This is a genomic window from Thermodesulfobacteriota bacterium (assembly GCA_040757775.1).
Lineage (GTDB): Bacteria > Desulfobacterota > UBA8473 > UBA8473 > UBA8473 > UBA8473.
The window spans coordinates 89665-110822 of record JBFLWQ010000009.1; the positions used below are offsets into that span (position 1 = coordinate 89665).

The window sequence follows — 21158 nt, forward strand, 5'->3', positions numbered from 1 at the left end:
ACACCTTTGTCACTTCCTAATCTGATACCCCACTGTATAAATAATTTAATACTTCATTGTATTAATTATTATGTGAGTTTTAGCTGATAGGTTTATACGAAAAGTTCTAGAGTTTGTCAAGCACTAATTTTTTCTAATCTTACCAAGTGTCTTTATAGAGAAAATTAACTTCCCCTGTGTTTAAAAAGGCCTTGTAAAAATAGCAAAAAAAGACTAGATTTTAATCGATAATTGAGGTATAGGTAAGTGCATGGTTAAATTATAGACATAAGTTTGTAGCCCCTAATCATAAAGAGGTAATTATGAGGGCGTCTTTCTTTAGTTCCTGAGATTACAGAGAGCAAAGAGGAAGGGCGCCTTTTTTATTTATGAAGACTCTATAAGTAACAAATGATATTACAAAAAAATTAAGGGCAATAAGGACCAAAGAGTTTCCGGGTATGGTATAGAGCTTTCTTAGGAACTAGACCACGAGAAAGAAGTTCTCCCCGAAGAAATTCAAAAACAGCGGTGAAATTGCATGATCGGGCAATTGCTAAATTAAATAAAGGATTATTCTAAATGGCACTTGGATTGCATCAAGAGTGCATATCCCGACTAATCGATTCAGTGGCAGTAAAACTTACCAACGTCCAAGTAATCAAAGACATCGTACTAGATACCGATTCGATGATGGATATCTATGACGTTGATGAGATACTACCAACAACCGGAGAGGTCCGGGACAAACTAAATCAGTATGTCAGCGAACTACCACTCTTTGATTTTATCTACGAAACAATAAGTAGGGATATTGGGGAAAGTGGCACATACAACCCCGATAGCGAGGGAATCCTGTTAAATACACTCCCTGGGTATGAAGACCTACATGCAGTTGCAAGCCGCTTAATCAACGATTTTGAAAGTCTCCCGTGGTCATACTTGATCTCACTTGAACTTCCTAATAACATTCGCCAGCAATTACGAGAGGCAGTTGGTTACCATGAGTTTGACAGAAATTTCAGAATTGTTTCCTCTGATGAAACATTTGATAGAACTTATCCGTTGCGGTCTGGTAATAAAAAAAGGGATGAACAGCTACTTGGACACATCCATCTTCATCCAGAATTGGCAACACACCTAGGATACCTGCCGAATCAGTGGAACAAACAGGGTTCATGCCTTCAGATAAATACCGAAGGCTTCATCGGTCACTCCATGAAAAGTGCCCCTGTTCATGAAGCAATTGCCAACATAAAAAAATTCATAGGGCTTTCCTTAGCGGTTCGGTTGATGAAAATCAACGAGAGACCAGTCATTCATCCCTTTGGGATGGTGTTACCTGCCGTGCGTGGTTTAATTGTACACCGTCAACTGGGAGAAAACTGGGAAGTATGGAGTAAATATGACCTTCCCTCAGACCTTTCAGGGGTAGTTGACAGGCTTGAAATAGATGACCTTGGCGGACGCCTTGACAGAGAGGGAATAAAAGGGATGATTCAGAACAAGCTTCATATAGTATCGACGGCATTTAAAAATCGAAAGAAGGCCAAGCATATCTTGTTAGCTTCGCAGTGGCTTTTTGACAGCCATTTAGAACAAAACCAACTACTATCATTTGTACAAAGCATGGTAACAATGGAAATCTTGCTTGGAAAGCAGGATAAGGCAGATAAGAAAGATAAGACAGATAGAGATAGACTTAGTATAAGAGAACTGTTAGGGAACAGATGTGCTTATCTCATAGGAAGGAGCCACAGCGAGAGAAAGAACATTCTCAAAGACTTCAATGAAATCTACGATGTAAGATCGAGCATCGTTCATAGAGGCAAGAATAGGCTTAGCCACGAAGAACGAGTGCTGTTTAGGGTACTTCAGTCGATGTGCAGGCGAGTTATTACTGAGGAACTTAAGCTAATTACGAGAGACAAAAGCAATGCTATGTGAGTATGTGGTCGCAAAACTTATAAGTGGGGTTTGTGGAGAATAAATAGGGGCAACTTTCTTCAGGGGTCAAATGAATGACTAAGGAGGAGGGAAAGGGGACGACCTTAAATAATTAAATATCTACACTGCTCAATAAAGTTATTTACGAATTTAAGGTCGTCCCCAAAACCCCAAAGGTCGTCCCCAAAACCCCACAAAACCCCAAAACCCAAAACCCCCAAAACCCCCATGAATCTCTGGTTCCGCCTCAAAAGGCATATTTAGACAAACTAAAATTTAGATTCAGCAAAAACGGCGATATAGTTGGAAAGAAAGAAGACGGCTAACGAGTAACTACCTTTAGGCAAAAAGAGTCAAGTAAAGATTTAGCTTCTCCTTAAGAGTATCAAGCGAATGGCTTACAGCCGCCGCTGAATTCAGGCGTTGAACCTGTAGAAAAACCCTTATTTCTAAAAAATGAATTTGTAACTGATTGATTTATAACAACTAATATTTTGAAACTTTCTTAAAAATGGACTTTTCCTACAGGCTCGTTATACCTGTGATACGGAAATAAATACCATGAGTCTAATCTAGATTATTTGAGGTTAACATGCCACGAGGGAAAAAGAAAACGCCCAAAACTGAAATTGACACATACACCCACAATGGTAAAAAACGGAAAAACAACCCACCGGTCGGTCTTGTCTCCACTTCTACCGATAAACTCAATGGCCGCACCAAATATCAGCACGACCCGCACATAGACCCCACGCTTTCATGGGCTGGTAAAAAAGAGGGCATGAACGTTGAAGTGCAGAATGTTTCGCTCCATATCCACGAGCGGATTGACCCGTCCCGGATTGTAAAGTCTTTTCTTAAGCCGCAAAAAACAGAAGAGCAGCTTTCCCTTTTCGACGAACCTGAAAACAATCCGCCGCTTGTCAAAGCCATCGACTTTTACCGCCACGAGCAGGACTGGACCAACCGTCTCATTGCCGGCGATTCGCTTCTCGTGATGAACTCGCTCCTTGTAAAAGAAGGCATGGCTGGCAAGGTGCAGATGATCTATATAGACCCCCCCTATGGCATAAAGTACAACAGCAACTTCCAACCTTTTGTGAACAAGCGCGATGTGAAGGACGGTAACGACGCCGACATTCCGGCAGAGCCGGAGATGATTCAGGCCTTCCGCGACACATGGGAACTGGAAATTCATTCATATCTTACCCATTTGCGTGACCGGCTGCTGTTAGCTCGGGAACTATTGAATGAAAGCGGAAGCGTATTTGTGCAGATCAGCGATGAAAATGTGCATCACGTACGGGAGATTTGTGATGAGGTGTTTGGCGTTCAGAATTTCTGCAATATCATTTCATTTCAGAAAACTGGAAGCATCGCAAGCAATGGTCTTGGAGTCACCGTTGACTTTTTGGTATGGTATGCAAAAGATAAATCCAAGTTTAAGTATCATCAACTATATACACCAAGGAGGGAAGGTCATCCTTCATTGGATAGATATGACTACGTCGAGAGTAAAGAGGGGAAATATATAAGATTGAAAGTTGAACATATCAGAGGTGAGCTTCCTTTGCCCGAGGGCAAACGGTTTGGATTCACCCCCCTTATATCTGATGGTGCAGCAAAAGAAAACAAACCTTTTTTATTCAATGGTGAAACTTTTTTCGCTCCACCAAACAAGCATTGGAAGACTGACCCAGAAAAGGGAGGTCTGCAACTCGTCAGAGCAGGTAGGATAGCCAAGGTTGGCAATCAACTATGGTATAAAAGGTATGTAGATGATTTTCCTTTTGTTCCTATGAACGATCGTTGGGAATCAATTCAGATCGGAACTGGTCTACTCTATGTAGTCCAGACAGCAGCAAGAGTAATCGAGCGCTGCCTCCTCATGACCACAGACCCAGGCGACCTCGTTCTTGATATCACCTGTGGTTCAGGCACAACAGCCTTCGTGGGAGAGCGGTGGGGCCGACGCTGGATTACCTGCGACACGAGCCGCGTGGCCATCACCCTTGCCAAACAGAGGCTTATGACCGCAAAGTTTGACTACTTTGAACTTGCCTATCCAGAGCAGGGCATCAAGAGTGGCTTCAAATATAAGACCGTACCTCATGTCACATTAAAATCTATTGCCAATAACGAACCACCCGCACAGGAAACACTTTACGACCAGCCGTTCAAAGTGAGCGGTACCGTGCGCGTCACCGGCCCTTTCACCGTGGAGGCGGTGCCTTCGCTTCGCGTCAAACCCTTTGACGGCAATCTGCCGAAGCTGGAAGTGAGCGGGCAGGAACTTGCCCGCATTGGTGAGACCGGCAAGCAGGCGGAATGGCGTGATGAACTGAAAAGCACTGGCATCCGCGCCGTGGGCGGGCGGACAATAACTTTTAGCCGTGTGGAACCCATGACCGCTACACGGTTTCTACATGCGCGGGCGGAAGTGCTTGAAAAAGACGGCACCAACAAACTGGCCTACATTTCTTTCGGCCCCGACTACGGCCCGCTGGAACAGCGTCAGGCAGAGGCAGCCATTACCGAAGCGCGAAGCCTTAAAGAAAAACCGGACTTTGTTATTTTCGCGGCATTTCACTTTGACCCAGAAGCGAGCAAAGACATCGACCAGATGGACTGGCCGGGCGTGACCATTCTCAAGGCCCAGATGAGCGTTGACCTCCTCACCACAGATTTACGCAAGAAACGTTCATCGAACCAAAGCTACTGGCTCATCGGACAACCCGATGTGGAAGTGAAAAAGCAGAAAGACGGTCGGTATTTGGTAAAGCTCCACGGCTTTGACTATTATGACCCCACCTGCGGTGAGATTATTTCAAAGGGCACCAAGCATATTGCTATGTGGTTTTTAGATACCGATTACGATGAGCGTAGCCTCATGCCTGATCAGGTCTTCTTCCCCGAAGGCGATAAGAAGCGTGACTGGACAAAACTCGCCAAGGTGCTCAAGAGCGAAGTTAATGAAGACGCGCTGGAAAAATTCTCAGGTGTAGAGTCCATTCCATTTTCTGCCGGGGATAATAATAAGATTGCCGTTAAGATTATCGACAATCGCGGTATTGAGTCTTTTGTTATTAAGGAATTGGAGTAATCTATGGCTCAGAAAGTTATTGACACCCTGATTATCAATAATCCCTATGAGGAACCTAAACAGTATTGGAAATATATTAGGGAAACGCAGGAATTTGAATTGTTAGATGGTCGCCGCGACTCAGGCTACTGGAAAGCCACACAGCGAACCGCAAAAAACGTAGACGATCCCGGCGAATTTGTCACTATTGACCTGGTGAACATAATCCGCCCCCGTGTCCGAAAATGGCGTGTAGCGGGTTATCCTAATTGCACCGGTACCACCAGAAAACTGCTTCAGTACTGGAATGATACAGAACAGCGCGAACAGCGGTTTTTCTTCTGCCAGCTCGAAGCCGTTGAAACCGCCATCTGGCTTACTGAGGCGCCGGAACATGAAAAACAGGGCATTCAAATAACTGGCGACGGAAGCGACTGGCAGAGGCTTTGCCTGAAATTGGCTACAGGTACAGGAAAAACAGTCGTGATGGCCATGCTCATTGCGTGGCAGGCTCTCAATAAAATTGCCAGCCCCAAAGACCAGCGGTTTTCCAAAAATATCCTCATCATAGCACCGGGACTGACTGTCCACGACCGCTTGCAGGTGCTTCTTCCCGAAAAAGAGGATAATTTTTATCAGGTCTTCAATATTGTTGACTCGGTAATGTGGCAGGAACTATTGCAGGTCAAGATAAGAGTAAGAAACTGGCACAAACTTGCACCTATCAACGAAAACTATGGCCCGAAGGTCGTCAAGAAAGGCACTGAGAGCGCAGAAGCTTTTGTCCGCAGAGCTCTGCCTGATTTTGGCAATGCTTCAAATATTCTCGTTATTAATGACGAGGCACATCACTGTCACCGTCCCACTCGCGATGAAGAAAAATCCGAACAGGAAAAAGCTACTATCTGGGTGAGCGGCATTGACCGTATCCATGAAGCGCGCGGCGTTCTCAAGTGCTTTGACCTGACTGCTACACCTTTTAAGCCGACCGGGAGAAACATTCAGGGTGAAATGCTTTTCCCCTGGATTGTGTGTGACTTCGGTCTGAATGACGCCATCGAAAGTGGTTTGGTCAAAACACCGAAAGTCGCTGTACGCGATGATTCGATGATGGGCTCAGATTTAAAGTCGAAGCTGTTCCATATTTATCCAGAAGTGAAAGACGATTTAAACAAAAGGGCGGAACCTCATGAAGGGTTACCTGACCTTGTACGTAACGCGGTAAACATTCTCGGCGGTGACTGGCTGAAAGAAAAAGAGAAGTGGGAAAAGCAAAATCCGCCTCGTGAAACCCCACCTGTCATGATTATGATTTGCAACCGCACGGAAACAGCGGCTCGCCTCGAGTACTCTTTCACTAACGGCTATTTTGCCATTGAAGAACTCGGTGAAAAAAACAATTTGCTCCGCATTGACCAGGATGCGCTTGACAAGCTGGAAGCAGACGAATCTGATAAATTGTCTGGTTCAAAAAAAGAACTTGTTATGCAAGAACGCGAACGGTTAAACACTGTCGGTAAAAAAGGTCGAGCTGGAGCTGATGTGCAGTGTGTCATCGGAGTGAACATGCTTTCCGAAGGGTGGGACGCAAGAACTGTTACGCATATTATCGGACTTCGAGCGTTTACTAGCCAGCTCCTTTGTGAACAGGTCATCGGGCGTGGACTTCGCCGGATTTCTTACGACACCTATTTTGACGAGAAATCTCAAAAAGAAATTTTTGCACCGGAATATGTTACAGTTTTCGGTGTTCCTTTCACATTTCTGCCGGTTGAACAAAAAGAGGGTGAGCCAAAAGAGGAAAAACCTAAAACAAAAATTCAGCCTATTCCTGAGCGGACAGAGAAAGAGATCAAATGGCCTCATGTTCTCAGGGTTGATTACAAATTATGTTACTTCATAGAAATTGACTGGTCAAAGGTTAGTCCTCTTGTTCTTTCGGCAGAAGATGCACCCACCGTTGTTGAAGTCGCTCCGGTTATTGATGGAAAGCCTAAATTCGATCAGTTGAGCGAAATTGATCTTGAAAAGCTTGCAGAACAACACCGCCTTCAAAAGTATCTGTTGCAAGGAGCTGTTCGACTTCACGAGCAGTTTGGAAAGAACTGGCCGGGTGATTCGGGAAGTCATATCAATCAAGCCTATCGTATTATTGAGGAGTTTATAACTTCAAGCAAACTTGAGATGAAACTGCCTTTATTTTATGGAACTGAACGATTGAGAAACATCCTGATTGCTCTCAATATGCAAAAAATCATCAACCATGTCGGTAATGCGATTAGAAGTACAAGCAAAGAATCGCCATCGTTAATACTCGACCCCGTCCGCCCTGTTCGCTCAACAGCTACATCAATGATATGGTGGACCACAAAGCCTACTCAACCAATCCAAAAAAGTCAGATCAGTCATATCGTTGTTGATTCTGGCTGGGAGAAAGTCGGCTTTGAATTTGAGCGCAATCGCATCCAAGGAATTATGTCTTGGGTCAAGAATGACCACTTAGGCTTTGAGATTTACTACCTCTGGCAAGGTCAGACTAAAACATATTACCCTGACTTCATCATCAGATTTGAAGATAGGAGAAATCTCATTCTGGAAGTAAAAGGTCAGACTACAGAACAGGACAAAGCGAAATGGCAAGCAGCAAAGGAATGGGTTAATGCTGTAAATGCTGATGGACGTTTTGGCAAGTGGGAGTTCAAAGTATTAGATGATCCTAAGAACATATTTGAGATTGTTAAATAATTAACAATCTGAAAAGTCTAAGCTGATCGGGAAACTAATTCTCTGCCAAAGGGGTTTTTCTACAGACTCGTTCGGCACTGTGAATTAGTTTAACCGTAACTTTAATGTAAAGGGGGTTTAAATAATGCAGGCTACCAACGTCAAGGAAGAAGCGTACCATCTATTGGAAAAGCTGCCTGAGAATGCCACTTGGGATGACTTGATGTACAAAATCTATGTTCGGCAAGCCATCGAAGCCGGGCTTGAAGATAGCAAGGCTGGTCGAACTATTGATGTAAAAGATGTTCGTGCTAAGTTCGGGTTGTCAAAGTGAGAGTACATTGGACAAACACAGCAGTGGAGCATCTACTGGCAATCTACGAGTATATTGCACAAGACTCCCCCGTGTATGCTCAGCGGATGATTGATAGATTAACTCGGCGCTCGGAGCAGATTGCAACTTTTCCTCTTTCGGGATGCATGGTACCAGAGTATGAAGCCCAAGACATACGCGGAATTGGCCCAAAAAAACTTGAAAATATTCGCCCTTATCTCCTCGTAGGTAAAAAATAGGGGAATAGCATATGCCTAACATTCCAGCAGGACAGCTTCGCCGGCCGTTGAATTAAAACATGATGTGTTTGAAAAGGAGAATTCATGCGAAAGTATACAATAATGGTGTTTTCAATAGTATTAATGCTTAACTTAATCTCATGCTTGGAGGGACCGGCTATGGCTGAAAGGGCGTACAACAAGCTTTCAACGGAAGAAGAAAGAGTCATTGTCCAAAAAGGTACAGAGGCCCCTTTCAGTGGGAAATATAACGACTTTTTTAAAAAGGGTTATTACCACTGCAAACGATGCAATGCACGACTTTATAGTTCAGACGATAAGTTTGCATCTACATGTGGATGGCCAAGCTTTGATGATGAAATCAAAGAAGCCATTAAAAGACAAAAGGATGTTGATGGAAAAAGAACCGAGATATTGTGTGCAAATTGTGGGGCACATTTAGGCCACATTTTTGAAGGAGAAGGACTAACAGAGAAGAATATTAGACATTGTGTCAATTCCATCTCGTTGGTATTTGTATCAAATAAAAAAGAACCTCATAGAGAAAAAGCCTACTTTGCAGGAGGCTGTTTTTGGGGTGTAGAGCATCTCTTTGAGCATAAAGATGGTGTCATTTCGGCAGTCTCAGGTTATATGGGAGGTTCTATGGCAAACCCCTCCTATCAAGATGTGACTCATGGAAATACTGGCCACTTAGAGGTTGTCGAAGTAACATATGACCCGACCAAAGTGAATTATGAGAAACTTGCTAAATTTTTCTTCGAGATTCATGATCCAACACAAGTCGATGGTCAGGGGCCAGATATTGGGAAACAATATCTATCCGCCATTTTTTATAAAAACGATGGTGAGAAAAAGATTGTTCATAAGTTAATAGATATACTCAAAACTAAAGGATATAAAGTCGTAACAAAAGTACTTCCCGCCGGTACCTTTTGGAAGGCGGAAGAGTACCATCAGGACTACTACGACAAGAAAAAACAGCAACCGTACTGCCATGTGTACAAAAAGAAGTTTTAATTAAATTATCAGCAGAGGGAATAATCAGGACCCAGTACTTCAAGATGAAGAGGGCTTCGAAAATACCTGGAGGTATGCAGGCGAGTTTCATCCCTCCTCCCTCCTGCGACTACCTCGAACTTCTCTCTGTAGAGAACCTTCGGGAAGCTGTTCCCTTTTGTTTCGAAGGTCCCTCTGCCCTGTCCCGAAGATACCTGGGGGTAATTCTGGTTTGGGAAGTATTATGTATGCTCTCCCCTCCCTGTCCGGCAAAGCGTCGCCCGGTTTGTGTACGTCCCTTCACTTCGGCTTTTACCTTTCGGCGGACACGTTCACCATTTCTCCGGGTGCGAAGGGCAGCAATCCTCTCTTCGAGGGGAATCTCGAAACGTTCTGAAGGTTTATATTTATAGTCAAAACCAGGTATCTTATGCCTCGGCATAGAATGGCCAAGACTCTGTTCAATCGAGCGAAACGCTTTCTCCTCGTTGGGAGAGACAAGGGTGCAGGCATCACCTGTTGCGCTTGCCCTGCCGGTCCGGCCTACCCTGTGAACGTAATCCTCGGCAATGGGAGGCACATCAAAGTTACAGACGAGACCGAGATTCTTCACATCTATACCCCGGGCGGCGATATCCGTTGCCACAAGGACACGGAACAGCCCGCGTTTAAATCCGTTCATGGCCTCGGTTCTCTGTCCCTGTGTGCGGTTACCGTGAATACGGGCACATGCAACACCGTGCTTTTCGAGGAAGTCGGCCAGCCGGTTGGCCCGATGCCTGGTACGGGTAAAGGCAAGTACACTCTTTGACATACTCTGCTTGAGGAGGGCGAGAAAGAGTGTAGATTTAAGCTCATGTGCTACAGGATATGCCACATGGGTGATTCCCTCCGCAGCAGCAGGCTTCGTCGTTATATTAAAAGAAAGAGGATTCTTGAGCATCTCCCTGGCCAGTGTCACGATGGGCGGGGGAAGGGTAGCCGAAAAGAAAAGAGTCTGACGACGCTCTGGAAGGTATCCCAGGATGCGTCTGATATCAGGCAGAAAACCCATATCTAGCATACGGTCCGCCTCATCGAGTACTAAATGGCTAATACCATCGAGTCGGGCATAATTGTTCCTTAGATGGTCAAGGAGGCGACCGGGTGTGGCGACAAGAACGTCCACCCCCTTTCGGAATGCCCTTTCCTGGGGAACAGGAGAAACGCCTCCGTATACAGCAGCGCTCTTAATAGGCGTGTAAATGGCAATATCCTGAAGATGATCCACTATCTGCACGGCAAGCTCCCGCGTGGGGGCAAGGATAAGTGCCCTTGTTATTCCCCGGGGTTTGCCGATCAACTGATGAAGAATGGGGAGAAGGAAGGCAGCAGTCTTACCGCTTCCAGTTACAGCCGTGGCCATGACATCATGTCCCTGTAGAAGGCGTGGAATAGCCAGCCGCTGGATTGGTGTAGGTTGGTCGAAACCCTTTTTTTGAAGGGCTTTCAACAGATGTGGATGAAGTGCAAACGATGAAAATGACATATATCTCCTTATTTCCTCAGGCGTATTGCCCAAAAAGGCAAGGTACCGCCGATGGATTAGTATCCGGCTGGTTTAGTTTGTATCTTGGGACGTTTAGGATGAATACGGAGGAATTGCCGGTGAAGCCGCCGCTCAGGCTCTGAAAGTCCACATATACTTAACGCATCTTGCCCAAGGCATGGCTGCTCCGACAAGTTAGGCTGGAGCATTTGACAAGAATGTCTATTACTAATGGAGCATTCTATATGGAGGGGAACGGAAAGTCAAGGGGAAAAAAGCTGGTGAAAATAAAGTGTTTGACAGTCTAAACTCAGGTGTGTTAAAAAATGCTGAACAGTCACCTTCTTTTTTAAAGGAACTGTCAACAGAATTTTATCTATAAGTTTACCAATAGAGAGAGTGCATTGTCAGATACGGACGGGATAGGAATAAAGAGAGGAGACCCTAAATGAAAAACAAATTCACTGTTGGGATTCTATTTTTAACATTATTTGTGTTTGCGATGTTAGTCAGCTGTAGTAAAAGTATAGAGACCTATTATCCCCTAAAGGAAGGGATGACATGGAAATATCAGAATACCTTCGGTTCACATGCTATCAATGGTGCTGAGAAAACGATTATTACTAACCTTGCCCCACAAGAATTAAAAGGTAAAAAAGTAACACCGCAAAAAGTGGAAATAGGAGGTCAAAGTCGCCTTTCTTTTCTAATTGAAGATGCAGGTGGTTTATACGAATTTACAGAACAACAACCAGTACCTGTAGGGCAAGAAAAGAAATCATCTACGTTTTATATTATAAAATATCCTATTAAAGCAGGAACAACATGGGAACGGATGGCCAGGACGTCTCTTAGCAACGTTCCTGTTAAGCTAAAATATACTATTGAAAGTATAGATGAGAAGGTTACAGTCCCTGCCGGTACATTCGAGGGATGTATTAAGGTTAATGGTCTTGGTGACACGCAAACAAATCTTAACATATTTGGTGGCACAATTATTATTGCTGTTACTGTAGAGCATTACTCTTGGTATGCCCCCAAAGTTGGTCTGGTTAAATCAATTGTGAAGGAAAAAAGCAGCCATATCTATGAAGCAGGGGAATGGGATATGACTATGCAGTTGGAATCATTTAAAAAATAGAAATGAAGGAAACGAAGCCATCAAATTTCTTTTGCCAGGATAATTGCCTCTGCTATCTCTCTCATGGACCTACGGGTGTTCATGCTCTGTTTCTGTATTCTGCGAAATGCATCTTCACCTGAAAGCCCTCGATCACGCATCAGTATATCTTTGGCTCGTTCCACCAATTTACGGGTTTCTAATTCCTCTTGAATAACCCTGGTTTTGACCATTAATTCTGTATTCTCAATGGCTATGGCTGACTGATTCGCTACAGTGGTCAAAACATTTACATCTGTTTCGGAGAATCTATATGGAGTTGATTTATAGCAGTTTATTACCCCTATTACTCTATCCTTTACACGCATTGGAACACTTAGCATAGAGACCAATCCCTCTTTTTTTGCAAGTTCTTTCTCTTTATACCTGGGTTCCTTCTGGACATCTATGATGACAGCCGGTTTATTCTTTTTGGCAACATAACCAACTATTCCTTCCCCCAGTTTTAAACTTCTTTCCTTTAAATATTCCTGGCTCATGCTTTGAGTTGCCCTGATTTTCAATACCTTATCTTTTTCATCAATCAGCCATAAAGAACATACTTTTGAGTTCATAACCTCTGCTGTGACTACTACTATCAACCGCAATATATCTTCCAGGTAAAGATCAGAGGTAATTGCCTCGCTGATCTTCAAAAGAGCCTCTATCTGTTTGGGATAAGATACTTTAGACTTTCCTGGCATCTTTAATTAATCCTTACCAAATACTATTAACTATTAACCGTTAACTGTATTTATTTCACTAGTTGTGATACTGGTACCACTTCTATCCCTTTTGCCTTCAGTTCTGGTATCATCTGTTTCAATGCTTTAATCGTAGCCGGGTGGGGATGACCAATACCTATGGCAGAACCATTTTTCAAGGAGAGTTTGGCCAGTTTGTAAATCTGGGCGTTGATTGATTTGAGGTCTTGATTATTATCCAAGAAAATGTTGCGCTCCGCAACCTTTAAACCCATCTCCTTAGCTACGGAATAACCAACAGTATTTTTCGATGTCCTGCTGTCAAGAAAGAACAGCCCCCTCTTTTCAAGCTCATTTAGAACAACCCTCATCTTTTCTTTATCTTCCGTAAATTTGGATCCCATGTGGTTGTTTACACCTTTTATAAAGGGGACCGCGCCTATATCTGTCTCAAGTTTTTTCAGTAACTCTTCATTGTCCATGTCCAATAGAAGGGTACCATCGCCCGGGTTTTTTGGGGGATATTCGTAGGGTTCCATGGGCAGATGAAGTATTACATCTCTTCCCCTAGTGTGGGCTTTTTGAGCTAAGGATTTAGAGTATGGTCCCTGGGGAAAGATAGAAAAGGTCAGAGGAGCATCAATCTTCAGGAGTTCCTCTGCATTACCGTTATTATAACCTAAATCATCAATGATAATTGCTATTTTATAAACCCCGAGGACCCTTGTTACACTGGGAATAACTTCTTCAGTTTTATGGTCTTTTTTTATATGGGTATCTTTTGGGAGCTCCTTAAAGGGAACTTCCGGGGTTTTTGCAGGAGGATATGCATCGTATTTCATCTTTTGCCTGGTATACAGCAGAATGGCAGCGATCACCAAGACCACCAATAAGGAAGTTAAACTCAATAAAGCAATTCGAGAAGGTTTTTTCTTTTTATTATACTTTTTTTTCAATCTGCCTTTTCTGCCTTTTTTCTTTTTTCAGCCATCGTAAGTTGAAATACTATCTCTTTTAAGTTTCTTAAGAGGCATACCCCGACTTCAGTTAGTGTCAGATGGTTAAATTATCGGATATCACTCACCTTCACATTCTTTTTAAAAACATACCAGCTCTTTAATAGTTCCAATGCCCTATCTAATTGGACGTCTTCAGATATTTTATCTTCTTTTACATCATCCAAAGCATCTTCTCTTTCTTTCTCCTTTGTGGTGTCCTCAAAATGCCGTTCCAGATCCTTCTCTCTGAGGAATCGCATCTTCATCTTTTCTCCAGCCCCTGAAGGTATCTTTTCGGGAACAACTATGTCAGGCGTAATACCCTTTGCTTGAATGGACCTTCCTTTAGGTGTATAGTATCTGCCAATGGTTAATCTAAGACCGGAACCATCCTCTAAAGGATATATTGACTGGACTGTTGCCTTTCCAAAGGTTTGAACACCTAAAATAAGGGCTCTTTCATGGTCCTGTAATGCTCCCGCAACAATCTCTGACGCACTGGCACTACCGGCATTAACAAGGACTATTATTGGGTAATCACGGGATTTTTTAGTCCCATGAGCCTTGTATTCTTTTCTACTCCCTTTTGCCCTTTCCTCGGTATAGGTAATGATGCCAGAATCCAAGAATTCATCAGAAACCTTAAGTGCCTGGTCAAATGGACCTCCAGGGTTGTTTCTCAAATCCAGTATTAAACCCTTAATGCCGTTTTTCGCTGTCTCTAATTTATTGAGGGCATCTTTTAGCTCATTTGATGTTTTGTCTTGAAAACTTTTAATCCTGATATACCCATAACCTTCTTCAAGAGCTTTATATTTCACGCTTTCGATTTTAATGACGGCACGGGTTATTGTGAAATCCTTCGGTTCCGATAGCCCCTTCCGCAGTATTGAGATAGTTATCTGGGTTCCGGCAGGTCCACGCATCAACTTTACAGCGTCCATTAAACCCATATCCTTCGTGGATTTCCCATTAATTTTGACAATATAATCCCCTGCTTTTATCCCAGCCCGAAAGGCAGGGGTGTCCTCTATGGGAGATATAACCATGATAGTGCCTTCTTTCTTGGTAATTTCGATTCCTAGTCCTCCGAATACCCCTCTTGTTTCCAGTTTCATTTCTTTAAATACATCAGGAGGCATAAAAGAAGAATGGGGATCTAGAGCCTCTAACATCCCATTTATAGCACCATGAAGTAGTTTTTCAGTATCGACTTCTTCTACATAATTTTTTTGAACAATAGACAAAACATCTGTAAACATCTTGAGTTTTTCGTAAGTTTCCTTATTTACAGCCGATACCCTGCGCATCCACCCAAGACTCATTACAAACCCTAATACCAAAACCATGGATATGATTAACACTAATTTTTTATTTTTCTTCATCTTAAAGGACATATTTTCCTCCTGGATTGTAGTAAATGCTGAAAGATAGATTGTCATTGTGTGGTCCAACAGCAATGTGGTAATCCCTCAAAGTTGCTTTGTTCTGCTCACAATGACAACTTATGGAAAATCAACTTATTTGTATATTGCCAATAAACGATCTCAGAGCTTTACCCAATTCCTCTGTATCATTTAAGTATTCATTCTTCAATCCTTCAAACGTCTCTGAATTCCACCCAGACTCCACAAGTTCAACAGACTTGAAGAAAAAGTCCAGATTTCTTGAAGAAAATTCTTTTTTCAACTCTGTATATTCTCTTACAAAAGTACTGTCAAGATACTTTCGGTTATGGCGGCTAGTCCATATATCTGTGTCTAAAAAAAACCTATCCATGTCCACCATTCTTTTTCGAATTGGTGATAAGCTTCTAGCCAGGTTTCCTATGCCAGGATCTGCGTACCGGTACAAAAAACCCCTTTTATATTCGTCCTTGGAGATTATCATGCCTTCTTCTTCCAACCTATTAAATATTTCCACACCAGGATAAAGCTCCATCCGGTTTGAGAAGTGCTGAAAAAAACACGCATGGTTGATCTTCTCCAGAAATTCGGCATTTATGCGTAGGTCATTAAGGGTGACGTATGGATGAAACATAATAAATCCGAGATGGAGAACGATATTGTGTTCCGCAAGGATTCTGGCTATGCGATAATACTGTTCTAGAACAGCCTTTTTGTTAAAGAACTTCAATGTTTGTGGTGAAGCGCTTTCTATCCCCACAATAATCCGTTCTAGACCAGCTTCTTTCAAAAGGGAAAGTAATGGTTCACACCCGATTAGGGCTTCTGCTGTGCACAGAATTCTAAACTTAAGTTCCAGCCCTCTGGAGATCATACCTTCTGCTATTTGTTTTATCCGTTTTTCCCCAGCCTTACCGGGCCCAATAAAATTATCCTCAGCAAAGAGAACTGTCTTAACGTCGAGTTCCTTTTGCAGATATGTCAACTCATCCAGTACATTCTCTGCTGATCGTGCCCGCCAGAGATGTCCTTTCTGCAGTCTTTCAAATGGTGGAATACTGCAGAAACTACACTCTGCTGCACATCCTCTACTGCTTACAACTCTTGCAGTAGGAGATTTCCCTTTTTGAAGCTGCCATTTAAGGGCGTCACGGGCAGGAAAGGGGATTGAGTCTAAAACCGTAATCTTCTTGCGGCATGGGTTCTCATAGATACTGCCGTTTTTGCCTTTGAAATAAACACCTGGTGTACCCTGTAATGATAACCCCAACCGTAATCTATCAGTCATGTCCAGAATGGTAAGTTCTCCCTCACCCCTTACCACTGAATCGAAACTCGATTCCTTAATCAAAAGCCGCTTGGCCAAAAACGTAGCGTGGTGTCCTCCCAAACATATATGAATCCTGCTATCAGCTTCTTTTAAACGGTTGCTTATGTGAATAGCATCTTCCATGGTTGCGACAGTAGGAGAAAATCCCACTATGGATGGAGAAAAATCCAGAATTTCCTGAATAGCCTCATTGTCCGATATATCTCTCGTCGCTGCATCAATGATTGCCACCTCATATCCATGTTCACGTAGCACCGATGTCAGATAGCCAATACCTATATGCTCCAGAGTAAAGTTTGATCCAGCAAATTGACATGGTATGCGAGCCTTCAAATTGACAAATGCTATTCGAAAATCTTTACCTTCTTTACTCATCTATTACTGGTCTTCGGTTTGTTAATTACTTCCTTATGAAAAACTCCCTTTTTTGCCACCTAGAACAGATTTTTTGATCCGTTGTAGGTGGATTTGCTCTACAGGAAATTTTTTATTTTCAGGGTGGACTAGTTAGTTTATGCGTTTTTAAATTCTGATTCTTGCCCGTCTCAGGAAGTCGTAGATTATTAAGCTAACATACTTCACCGTTAACTGCAAGAACTAAATACCTGAAGCCTAGTCGATTCCTGATTCGTCTCTACTTTGGCCTGACAAAAGTTTGACTTTTCACTTGACATGGTTTTTTTTTATGCTAGCATTACATACAAAATGGGTGGGAGATGAATTCCCCTCAGAAAATAAATTAATAAAAATATATTAAACTCATATTTAAGAAGGAGGTAAACCTGGATGGCGGAAGGAAAAATTTGTGGGAAATGCAATGAGAATGAGGCAAAAGAGACATGCAGTGAATGTGGAATTGACATTTGTGAAATGTGCTCAGTAGAAATCGCGTTAGATGCAACTCACCCGGCGGCAAGGATAAAGGGTTATTCCAAACCTGGCGCTCTTACAGCTGGTACGGTAAGGAAAAATGTTTGTAAAGACTGTCTTTCCGAAGTTGATGTATTTGAATAGTAGTTCAATACGTAGCCCCTTTCTCTATAGGTAAGCTTAGCAAATGTAGGATAGAGAATGCTGAGGATATAGACAATAAACACCTTTAAAGTAGTTAAATGATTTTATAGTATCAATAGAAGCAAATTCTTTTTTATGCAACAGGGAGAGGGTGCCTGTTGCATAAAACATCCCCTTGAGTCATAAGTTAAGAAATAAACATTGAAGGCATTAATTAGGGTGTTATCATATTGATTTTTGGAACAGAGAAAATGTCGTGAAATACTTGTGGAATGAGAAAAAACAATCCTTTCAGCTTCAGAATCTCCGCCTGAGGAGGATTTGACCTATCTAAGCTTGCTAAGGTAGGTTCCCAAAAACCTTGCACGTAGTTTTTAAAGGGGCTCATAATAGGAACCCCCTAGGTGTTAGAGGTGTTTCTATGGCAACAGTTGTTTTATGAGGTACTAATTAAACTAACAAGGGAGGTAAATCAATGGGAGACGATCAAAAAAAGGTCATTGCTAGAGTTGTCAATACTGATGTTGATGTAAGCAAAGCAGTAAGAGATATAAGAGGAATTGAGGATATTGTTAAAGAGTCAATCGAGACTACCTGGTCGGAGAATCTGGTTAACCAAATGAAGGTGTGGTTAACGCCTTACCCACATGCATATGATATAGCAGAGTGGGACAGATTCCTGCTGGAAAGATTCCCCCCTATTTACACTGCTACCATAAAAGAATGCCAGGACTGCTTCCAGGGGCCTTGTAATCTCGGAAAGGGTAAGGGGAGTTGCGGACTCGATCTTGAGACATTTCAGGCAAAGCTCTCTCTCCAGTCGGCATGTAAGGGTCTCGCAATGCATTTGTCGACCTGTAAGGAACTTCTGGATTACTGCATAAAGGAGTTTGGAAAGGATAAAGAGATAAAGTGGGGAAACAATATAGTTTACGGTTTAATGAACGTAAATATACTTATCTCTGATTCACCTAAAAACCTTAGAGAAGTGAGAGAGGCTTTAACCTACGCCGAAGGTCAACTTTCAGAACTTTTAACCGCAGCGAATGTGGGCAGAGAAAGTAATATTACTGATTTGGAATCAAAGGTATTTCATGCCGGTTCCGTTCTCCTCTTTGTCATGGACATTACTGAATGGCTTAAGTACAATTTCTTTGATTTTGCCTGGGCTCCAGATAAGGAATTGATGGATATACCTGCATTTCCACCACCCACTACGGAGGTTGGGCTTGGATCGGTAGATACATCGAAACCTGTCCTGCTATTTATTGGTAATGACTTTTTGCCTGCGTGGATGGCAGTAAAGTATATGAAAGATAACGGACTGGAAGGTAAGATAGAAGTTACGGGGATCGGTTCAACGGGACATGACATGATTCGTTTTTATGATAAGGCTAAGATACTTACATCTCCCACCAGGGCTAATAAGGTCTTGAGACTGGGCATGGGGGATGTAATCGTACTGAGCGATACATGTTGTAAGGTTGATGTATTGGAAGAAGCAATTAAGACAAATACCAGAATAATTACAACCAGCTTCAACCATACATATGGTCTGAATGACAGGGCACTTGATTCAGTAGACGAGATAGTGAATGATATTGAAAAAGGGACTTCTGTTGTTATGATATCAAACCCCAAGAAGGCCGGTGAGGTTGCCGTTAAACTAGTGCAAAAGATGAAAGGTAAAAGAAAGGAAAGCTATCTTTTGACTGCAGAGGACATAAAAAGGTATGCCTCAAAATGTACAGATTGTGATGCCTGCTTTAGGGCATGCCCAGCCAGTTTAATAAACTGTGAAACCTTAAAAGCAGCAAAAGAAGGAGACTTTACCAAGTTGGCAGATGTTCACGAGAAGAGTATGTACTGCGGAAAGTGTGAACAAGCCTGTCCAGAGGGCATCCCCCTCATGGATATGTTTTTGTCGGCAAATCCCCAGGCAATCAAAGAAGACTGTTTTAAGATGCGGGCAGGTAGGGGGCCTATCACTAACCTGGAGGTAAGGGATATAGCTATAACCATGTTCAGTATGCCCAGTGCTGTGGCTATAATAGGTTGTGGTAACTACCCGGGGGCAGAGAGCGAAGTAGCTGAAATGGCTAAAGAGTTTGTTCAGTCTAATTATTCTGTGGCAGTTGCAGGGTGTATTGCACAGGATGTTGCCCGATATAAGGATCCTAAGACAGGGAAGTTCCTATTTGAAGCATATCCAGCGCTATTCAATCCCAGATGTTTGACCAACTGTGGTGGATGTTCGGCACAAAGCCTTGTAGCAACCGCCCCATTCTATAAGCTGGGGTACCTTGCTTTCAGGAACCCTTATAAGTCTACTTTGGCACAAGAGGCTGATTTTATATATAGATTTGCGACTGCCGTAGTTATATGGGGACCCGCCACTGATCTTGCTTATACCGTTGCAGCAGCTCATGCCAGGGCAGGCATTCCGGTTATCGTAGGGCCCAATGGATTGAAGTTCAAAAGATACCTTTTAGGGAATAAATACGATAGGAGCAAGTGGTGGATGATACATGGTAATACCGAAGAGAAGAAGGAAACCGAACCTACACCAGAGCATTTGCTGATTCCGGTAGAAACCATCGATGAAGCCATTGCCCTTGTCCCAAAACTCAGCTTCACCCTTCAGGAGATGGAAAATTCCCGCCAGAATAAATTTGATCTCTATCTTAATGCTTACAAAAAGAGATTTGGTGAATGGCCCGACGATTGGCACCTCTTCGTAAGAAAAGAGACGGAACTACCAATTACAAAGAAGGCCAAGATAATCAGGCTATTGGAAGAGGAGCATGGTTGGGAGATTGATAAAAAACGGGGGAAAATCCTTAAGGCTAGGCACAGAGATGGTCGATTGTTGGAGGTAGGGGATTTCCTTGAACAATATGGGTTTAGATCAGGCCAGTATCTAACAGGGTTGACTAGATTTGTCTACAAACCAAGATCAGATAGAAAATAACGTATACATTGGATTGGCTTTAAAAGAAAGGGGAGAAGAGATATGATGTTAACACCTAATGAAGCAGCAAAATTTCTGAAAGAAGAGAAGAAAAAGCTTCTAGTGGCGGGGTCAATATGCAATAATCTTGAGGTTGGTGGAAAGAAACTGCTGGATTATGTGGTAGAGATAGCTAAGTTAACTGATACACCAATAGCTGCTACGGGTAATACTATGTTTCAATTGAAAGATAATAAGGAGATAAAGGCTAAGAAGATGATGGCTGCTGATCTGGTAAATTTTTTAAGGGTCGAGAAATGGGAGGAGACTATCACTCCAGAGAGACCGGAACTATTGGTATTCTTCGGTTATTATCCAGATATAGCAAGGATGTTAATCTCTACCATAAAAAACGGGAAAACAATGATATTGGATAACAGATATATGGAAGGTGCTACTTATTCTTCCCCTGACCTGTCATTCAATGAATGGGCTGATTTTTTGAATAAATTAATTGACAACCTGAAAAATTAGATTATATTAAAATATGTGCTACAGTAAGGATGTATGGATATTTAATTCAGGCAGTAACCTGTGGTGAATTATTATAATTATGGCCTGGGTAATTGTAGCCTAGGTAAATACCGTGGAAAAGGAGGTAGGTAATGGTCAAGATACCTGAGGGTAAGATTTATCATATTCCTGAGGATTTAGAGGAGGCGTTGGAGGAGATATCAGACATAGATATCAGTCCTAGGCACATGG

At 42.6% G+C, this 21158-nt stretch carries 15 protein-coding genes; 10 read left to right on the forward strand and 5 right to left on the reverse strand.

Annotated elements, in window-relative coordinates; translation table 11 throughout:
* Nucleotides 1-561 precede the first annotated feature (561 nt).
* The 6 genes from AB1401_07665 (at nucleotide 562) to AB1401_07690 (ending at nucleotide 9325) form a co-directional block, all read left to right on the forward strand.
* Nucleotides 562-1926 carry a hypothetical protein gene (locus tag AB1401_07665; protein ID MEW6615325.1) on the forward strand — a complete coding sequence of 455 codons (1365 nt, stop codon included), beginning with the start codon at nucleotides 562-564 and terminating at the stop codon, nucleotides 1924-1926.
* A 592-nt stretch (nucleotides 1927-2518) separates the two neighbouring features.
* Nucleotides 2519-5029 carry a site-specific DNA-methyltransferase gene (locus AB1401_07670; GenBank protein MEW6615326.1) on the forward strand — a complete coding sequence of 837 codons (2511 nt, stop codon included), beginning with the start codon at nucleotides 2519-2521 and terminating at the stop codon, nucleotides 5027-5029.
* A 3-nt stretch (nucleotides 5030-5032) separates the two neighbouring features.
* Nucleotides 5033-7753, forward strand: a complete 2721-nt coding sequence (locus AB1401_07675; protein MEW6615327.1) for a BPTD_3080 family restriction endonuclease — start codon at nucleotides 5033-5035, stop codon at nucleotides 7751-7753.
* A 124-nt stretch (nucleotides 7754-7877) separates the two neighbouring features.
* The gene (locus tag AB1401_07680; GenBank protein MEW6615328.1) at nucleotides 7878-8066 is read left to right on the forward strand and encodes a hypothetical protein; all 189 of its coding nucleotides are present in this window, start codon (nucleotides 7878-7880) and stop codon (nucleotides 8064-8066) included.
* Entirely contained in the window at nucleotides 8063-8305 is a 243-nt protein-coding gene (locus tag AB1401_07685; GenBank protein ID MEW6615329.1) for a type II toxin-antitoxin system RelE/ParE family toxin, read from the forward strand. The genes AB1401_07680 and AB1401_07685 overlap by 4 nt, the downstream gene beginning before the upstream one ends.
* Before the next feature lie 123 nt (nucleotides 8306-8428).
* Nucleotides 8429-9325 (forward strand): bifunctional methionine sulfoxide reductase B/A protein, encoded by an 897-nt coding sequence (locus AB1401_07690; GenBank protein MEW6615330.1) that lies wholly within the window; start codon nucleotides 8429-8431, stop codon nucleotides 9323-9325.
* Nucleotides 9326-9434: 109 nt separating this feature from the next.
* Here AB1401_07690 and AB1401_07695 read toward each other — a convergent pair whose 3' ends face one another.
* Complete coding sequence (locus tag AB1401_07695) at nucleotides 9435-10832, reverse strand: DEAD/DEAH box helicase (protein MEW6615331.1); 1398 nt, start codon at nucleotides 10830-10832, stop codon at nucleotides 9435-9437.
* A 448-nt stretch (nucleotides 10833-11280) separates the two neighbouring features.
* Between AB1401_07695 and AB1401_07700 the strand changes: the two genes are divergently transcribed.
* Nucleotides 11281-11973, forward strand: a complete 693-nt coding sequence (locus AB1401_07700; GenBank protein MEW6615332.1) for a hypothetical protein — start codon at nucleotides 11281-11283, stop codon at nucleotides 11971-11973.
* A 20-nt stretch (nucleotides 11974-11993) separates the two neighbouring features.
* On the opposite strand, the gene AB1401_07705 is transcribed toward AB1401_07700, so the two are convergent.
* The 4 genes from AB1401_07705 to AB1401_07720 form a co-directional block, all read right to left on the reverse strand.
* Nucleotides 11994-12695, reverse strand: a complete 702-nt coding sequence (locus AB1401_07705) for a GAF and ANTAR domain-containing protein (protein MEW6615333.1) — start codon at nucleotides 12693-12695, stop codon at nucleotides 11994-11996.
* A 50-nt stretch (nucleotides 12696-12745) separates the two neighbouring features.
* On the reverse strand, nucleotides 12746-13651 hold the full coding sequence (locus AB1401_07710) for a divergent polysaccharide deacetylase family protein (GenBank protein MEW6615334.1): 906 nt from the start codon (nucleotides 13649-13651) through the stop codon (nucleotides 12746-12748).
* Nucleotides 13652-13761: 110 nt separating this feature from the next.
* Nucleotides 13762-15090: a S41 family peptidase gene (locus AB1401_07715; GenBank protein ID MEW6615335.1), complete on the reverse strand. Its 1329-nt coding sequence runs from the start codon at nucleotides 15088-15090 to the stop codon at nucleotides 13762-13764.
* A gap of 118 nt (nucleotides 15091-15208) precedes the next feature.
* Nucleotides 15209-16804 carry a radical SAM protein gene (locus AB1401_07720; protein ID MEW6615336.1) on the reverse strand — a complete coding sequence of 532 codons (1596 nt, stop codon included), beginning with the start codon at nucleotides 16802-16804 and terminating at the stop codon, nucleotides 15209-15211.
* Between the two features lie 411 nt (nucleotides 16805-17215).
* On the opposite strand from AB1401_07720, the gene AB1401_07725 reads away from it, so the two are divergent.
* The 3 genes from AB1401_07725 (at nucleotide 17216) to AB1401_07735 (ending at nucleotide 20927) form a co-directional block, all read left to right on the forward strand.
* Nucleotides 17216-17443, forward strand: coding sequence for a hypothetical protein (locus AB1401_07725; protein MEW6615337.1), 228 nt, complete (start codon nucleotides 17216-17218; stop codon nucleotides 17441-17443).
* Between the two features lie 475 nt (nucleotides 17444-17918).
* Nucleotides 17919-20414: a hypothetical protein gene (locus AB1401_07730; GenBank protein ID MEW6615338.1), complete on the forward strand. Its 2496-nt coding sequence runs from the start codon at nucleotides 17919-17921 to the stop codon at nucleotides 20412-20414.
* 42 nt (nucleotides 20415-20456) lie between these two features.
* Entirely contained in the window at nucleotides 20457-20927 is a 471-nt protein-coding gene (locus AB1401_07735; protein MEW6615339.1) for a carbon monoxide dehydrogenase beta subunit family protein, read from the forward strand.
* Nucleotides 20928-21158 lie beyond the last annotated feature (231 nt).

Coding starts and splice junctions, on each gene's coding strand:
- AB1401_07665 (MEW6615325.1), top strand. CDS start 562: ATGGCACTTGGATTGCATCAAGAGTGCATATCCCGACTAATCGATTCA.
- AB1401_07670 (MEW6615326.1), top strand. CDS start 2,519: ATGCCACGAGGGAAAAAGAAAACGCCCAAAACTGAAATTGACACATAC.
- AB1401_07675 (MEW6615327.1), top strand. CDS start 5,033: ATGGCTCAGAAAGTTATTGACACCCTGATTATCAATAATCCCTATGAG.
- AB1401_07680 (MEW6615328.1), top strand. CDS start 7,878: ATGCAGGCTACCAACGTCAAGGAAGAAGCGTACCATCTATTGGAAAAG.
- AB1401_07690 (MEW6615330.1), top strand. CDS start 8,429: ATGCTTAACTTAATCTCATGCTTGGAGGGACCGGCTATGGCTGAAAGG.
- AB1401_07695 (MEW6615331.1), bottom strand. CDS start 10,832: ATGTCATTTTCATCGTTTGCACTTCATCCACATCTGTTGAAAGCCCTT.
- AB1401_07700 (MEW6615332.1), top strand. CDS start 11,281: ATGAAAAACAAATTCACTGTTGGGATTCTATTTTTAACATTATTTGTG.
- AB1401_07705 (MEW6615333.1), bottom strand. CDS start 12,695: ATGCCAGGAAAGTCTAAAGTATCTTATCCCAAACAGATAGAGGCTCTT.
- AB1401_07715 (MEW6615335.1), bottom strand. CDS start 15,090: ATGTCCTTTAAGATGAAGAAAAATAAAAAATTAGTGTTAATCATATCC.
- AB1401_07720 (MEW6615336.1), bottom strand. CDS start 16,804: ATGAGTAAAGAAGGTAAAGATTTTCGAATAGCATTTGTCAATTTGAAG.
- AB1401_07725 (MEW6615337.1), top strand. CDS start 17,216: ATGGCGGAAGGAAAAATTTGTGGGAAATGCAATGAGAATGAGGCAAAA.
- AB1401_07730 (MEW6615338.1), top strand. CDS start 17,919: ATGGGAGACGATCAAAAAAAGGTCATTGCTAGAGTTGTCAATACTGAT.
- AB1401_07735 (MEW6615339.1), top strand. CDS start 20,457: ATGATGTTAACACCTAATGAAGCAGCAAAATTTCTGAAAGAAGAGAAG.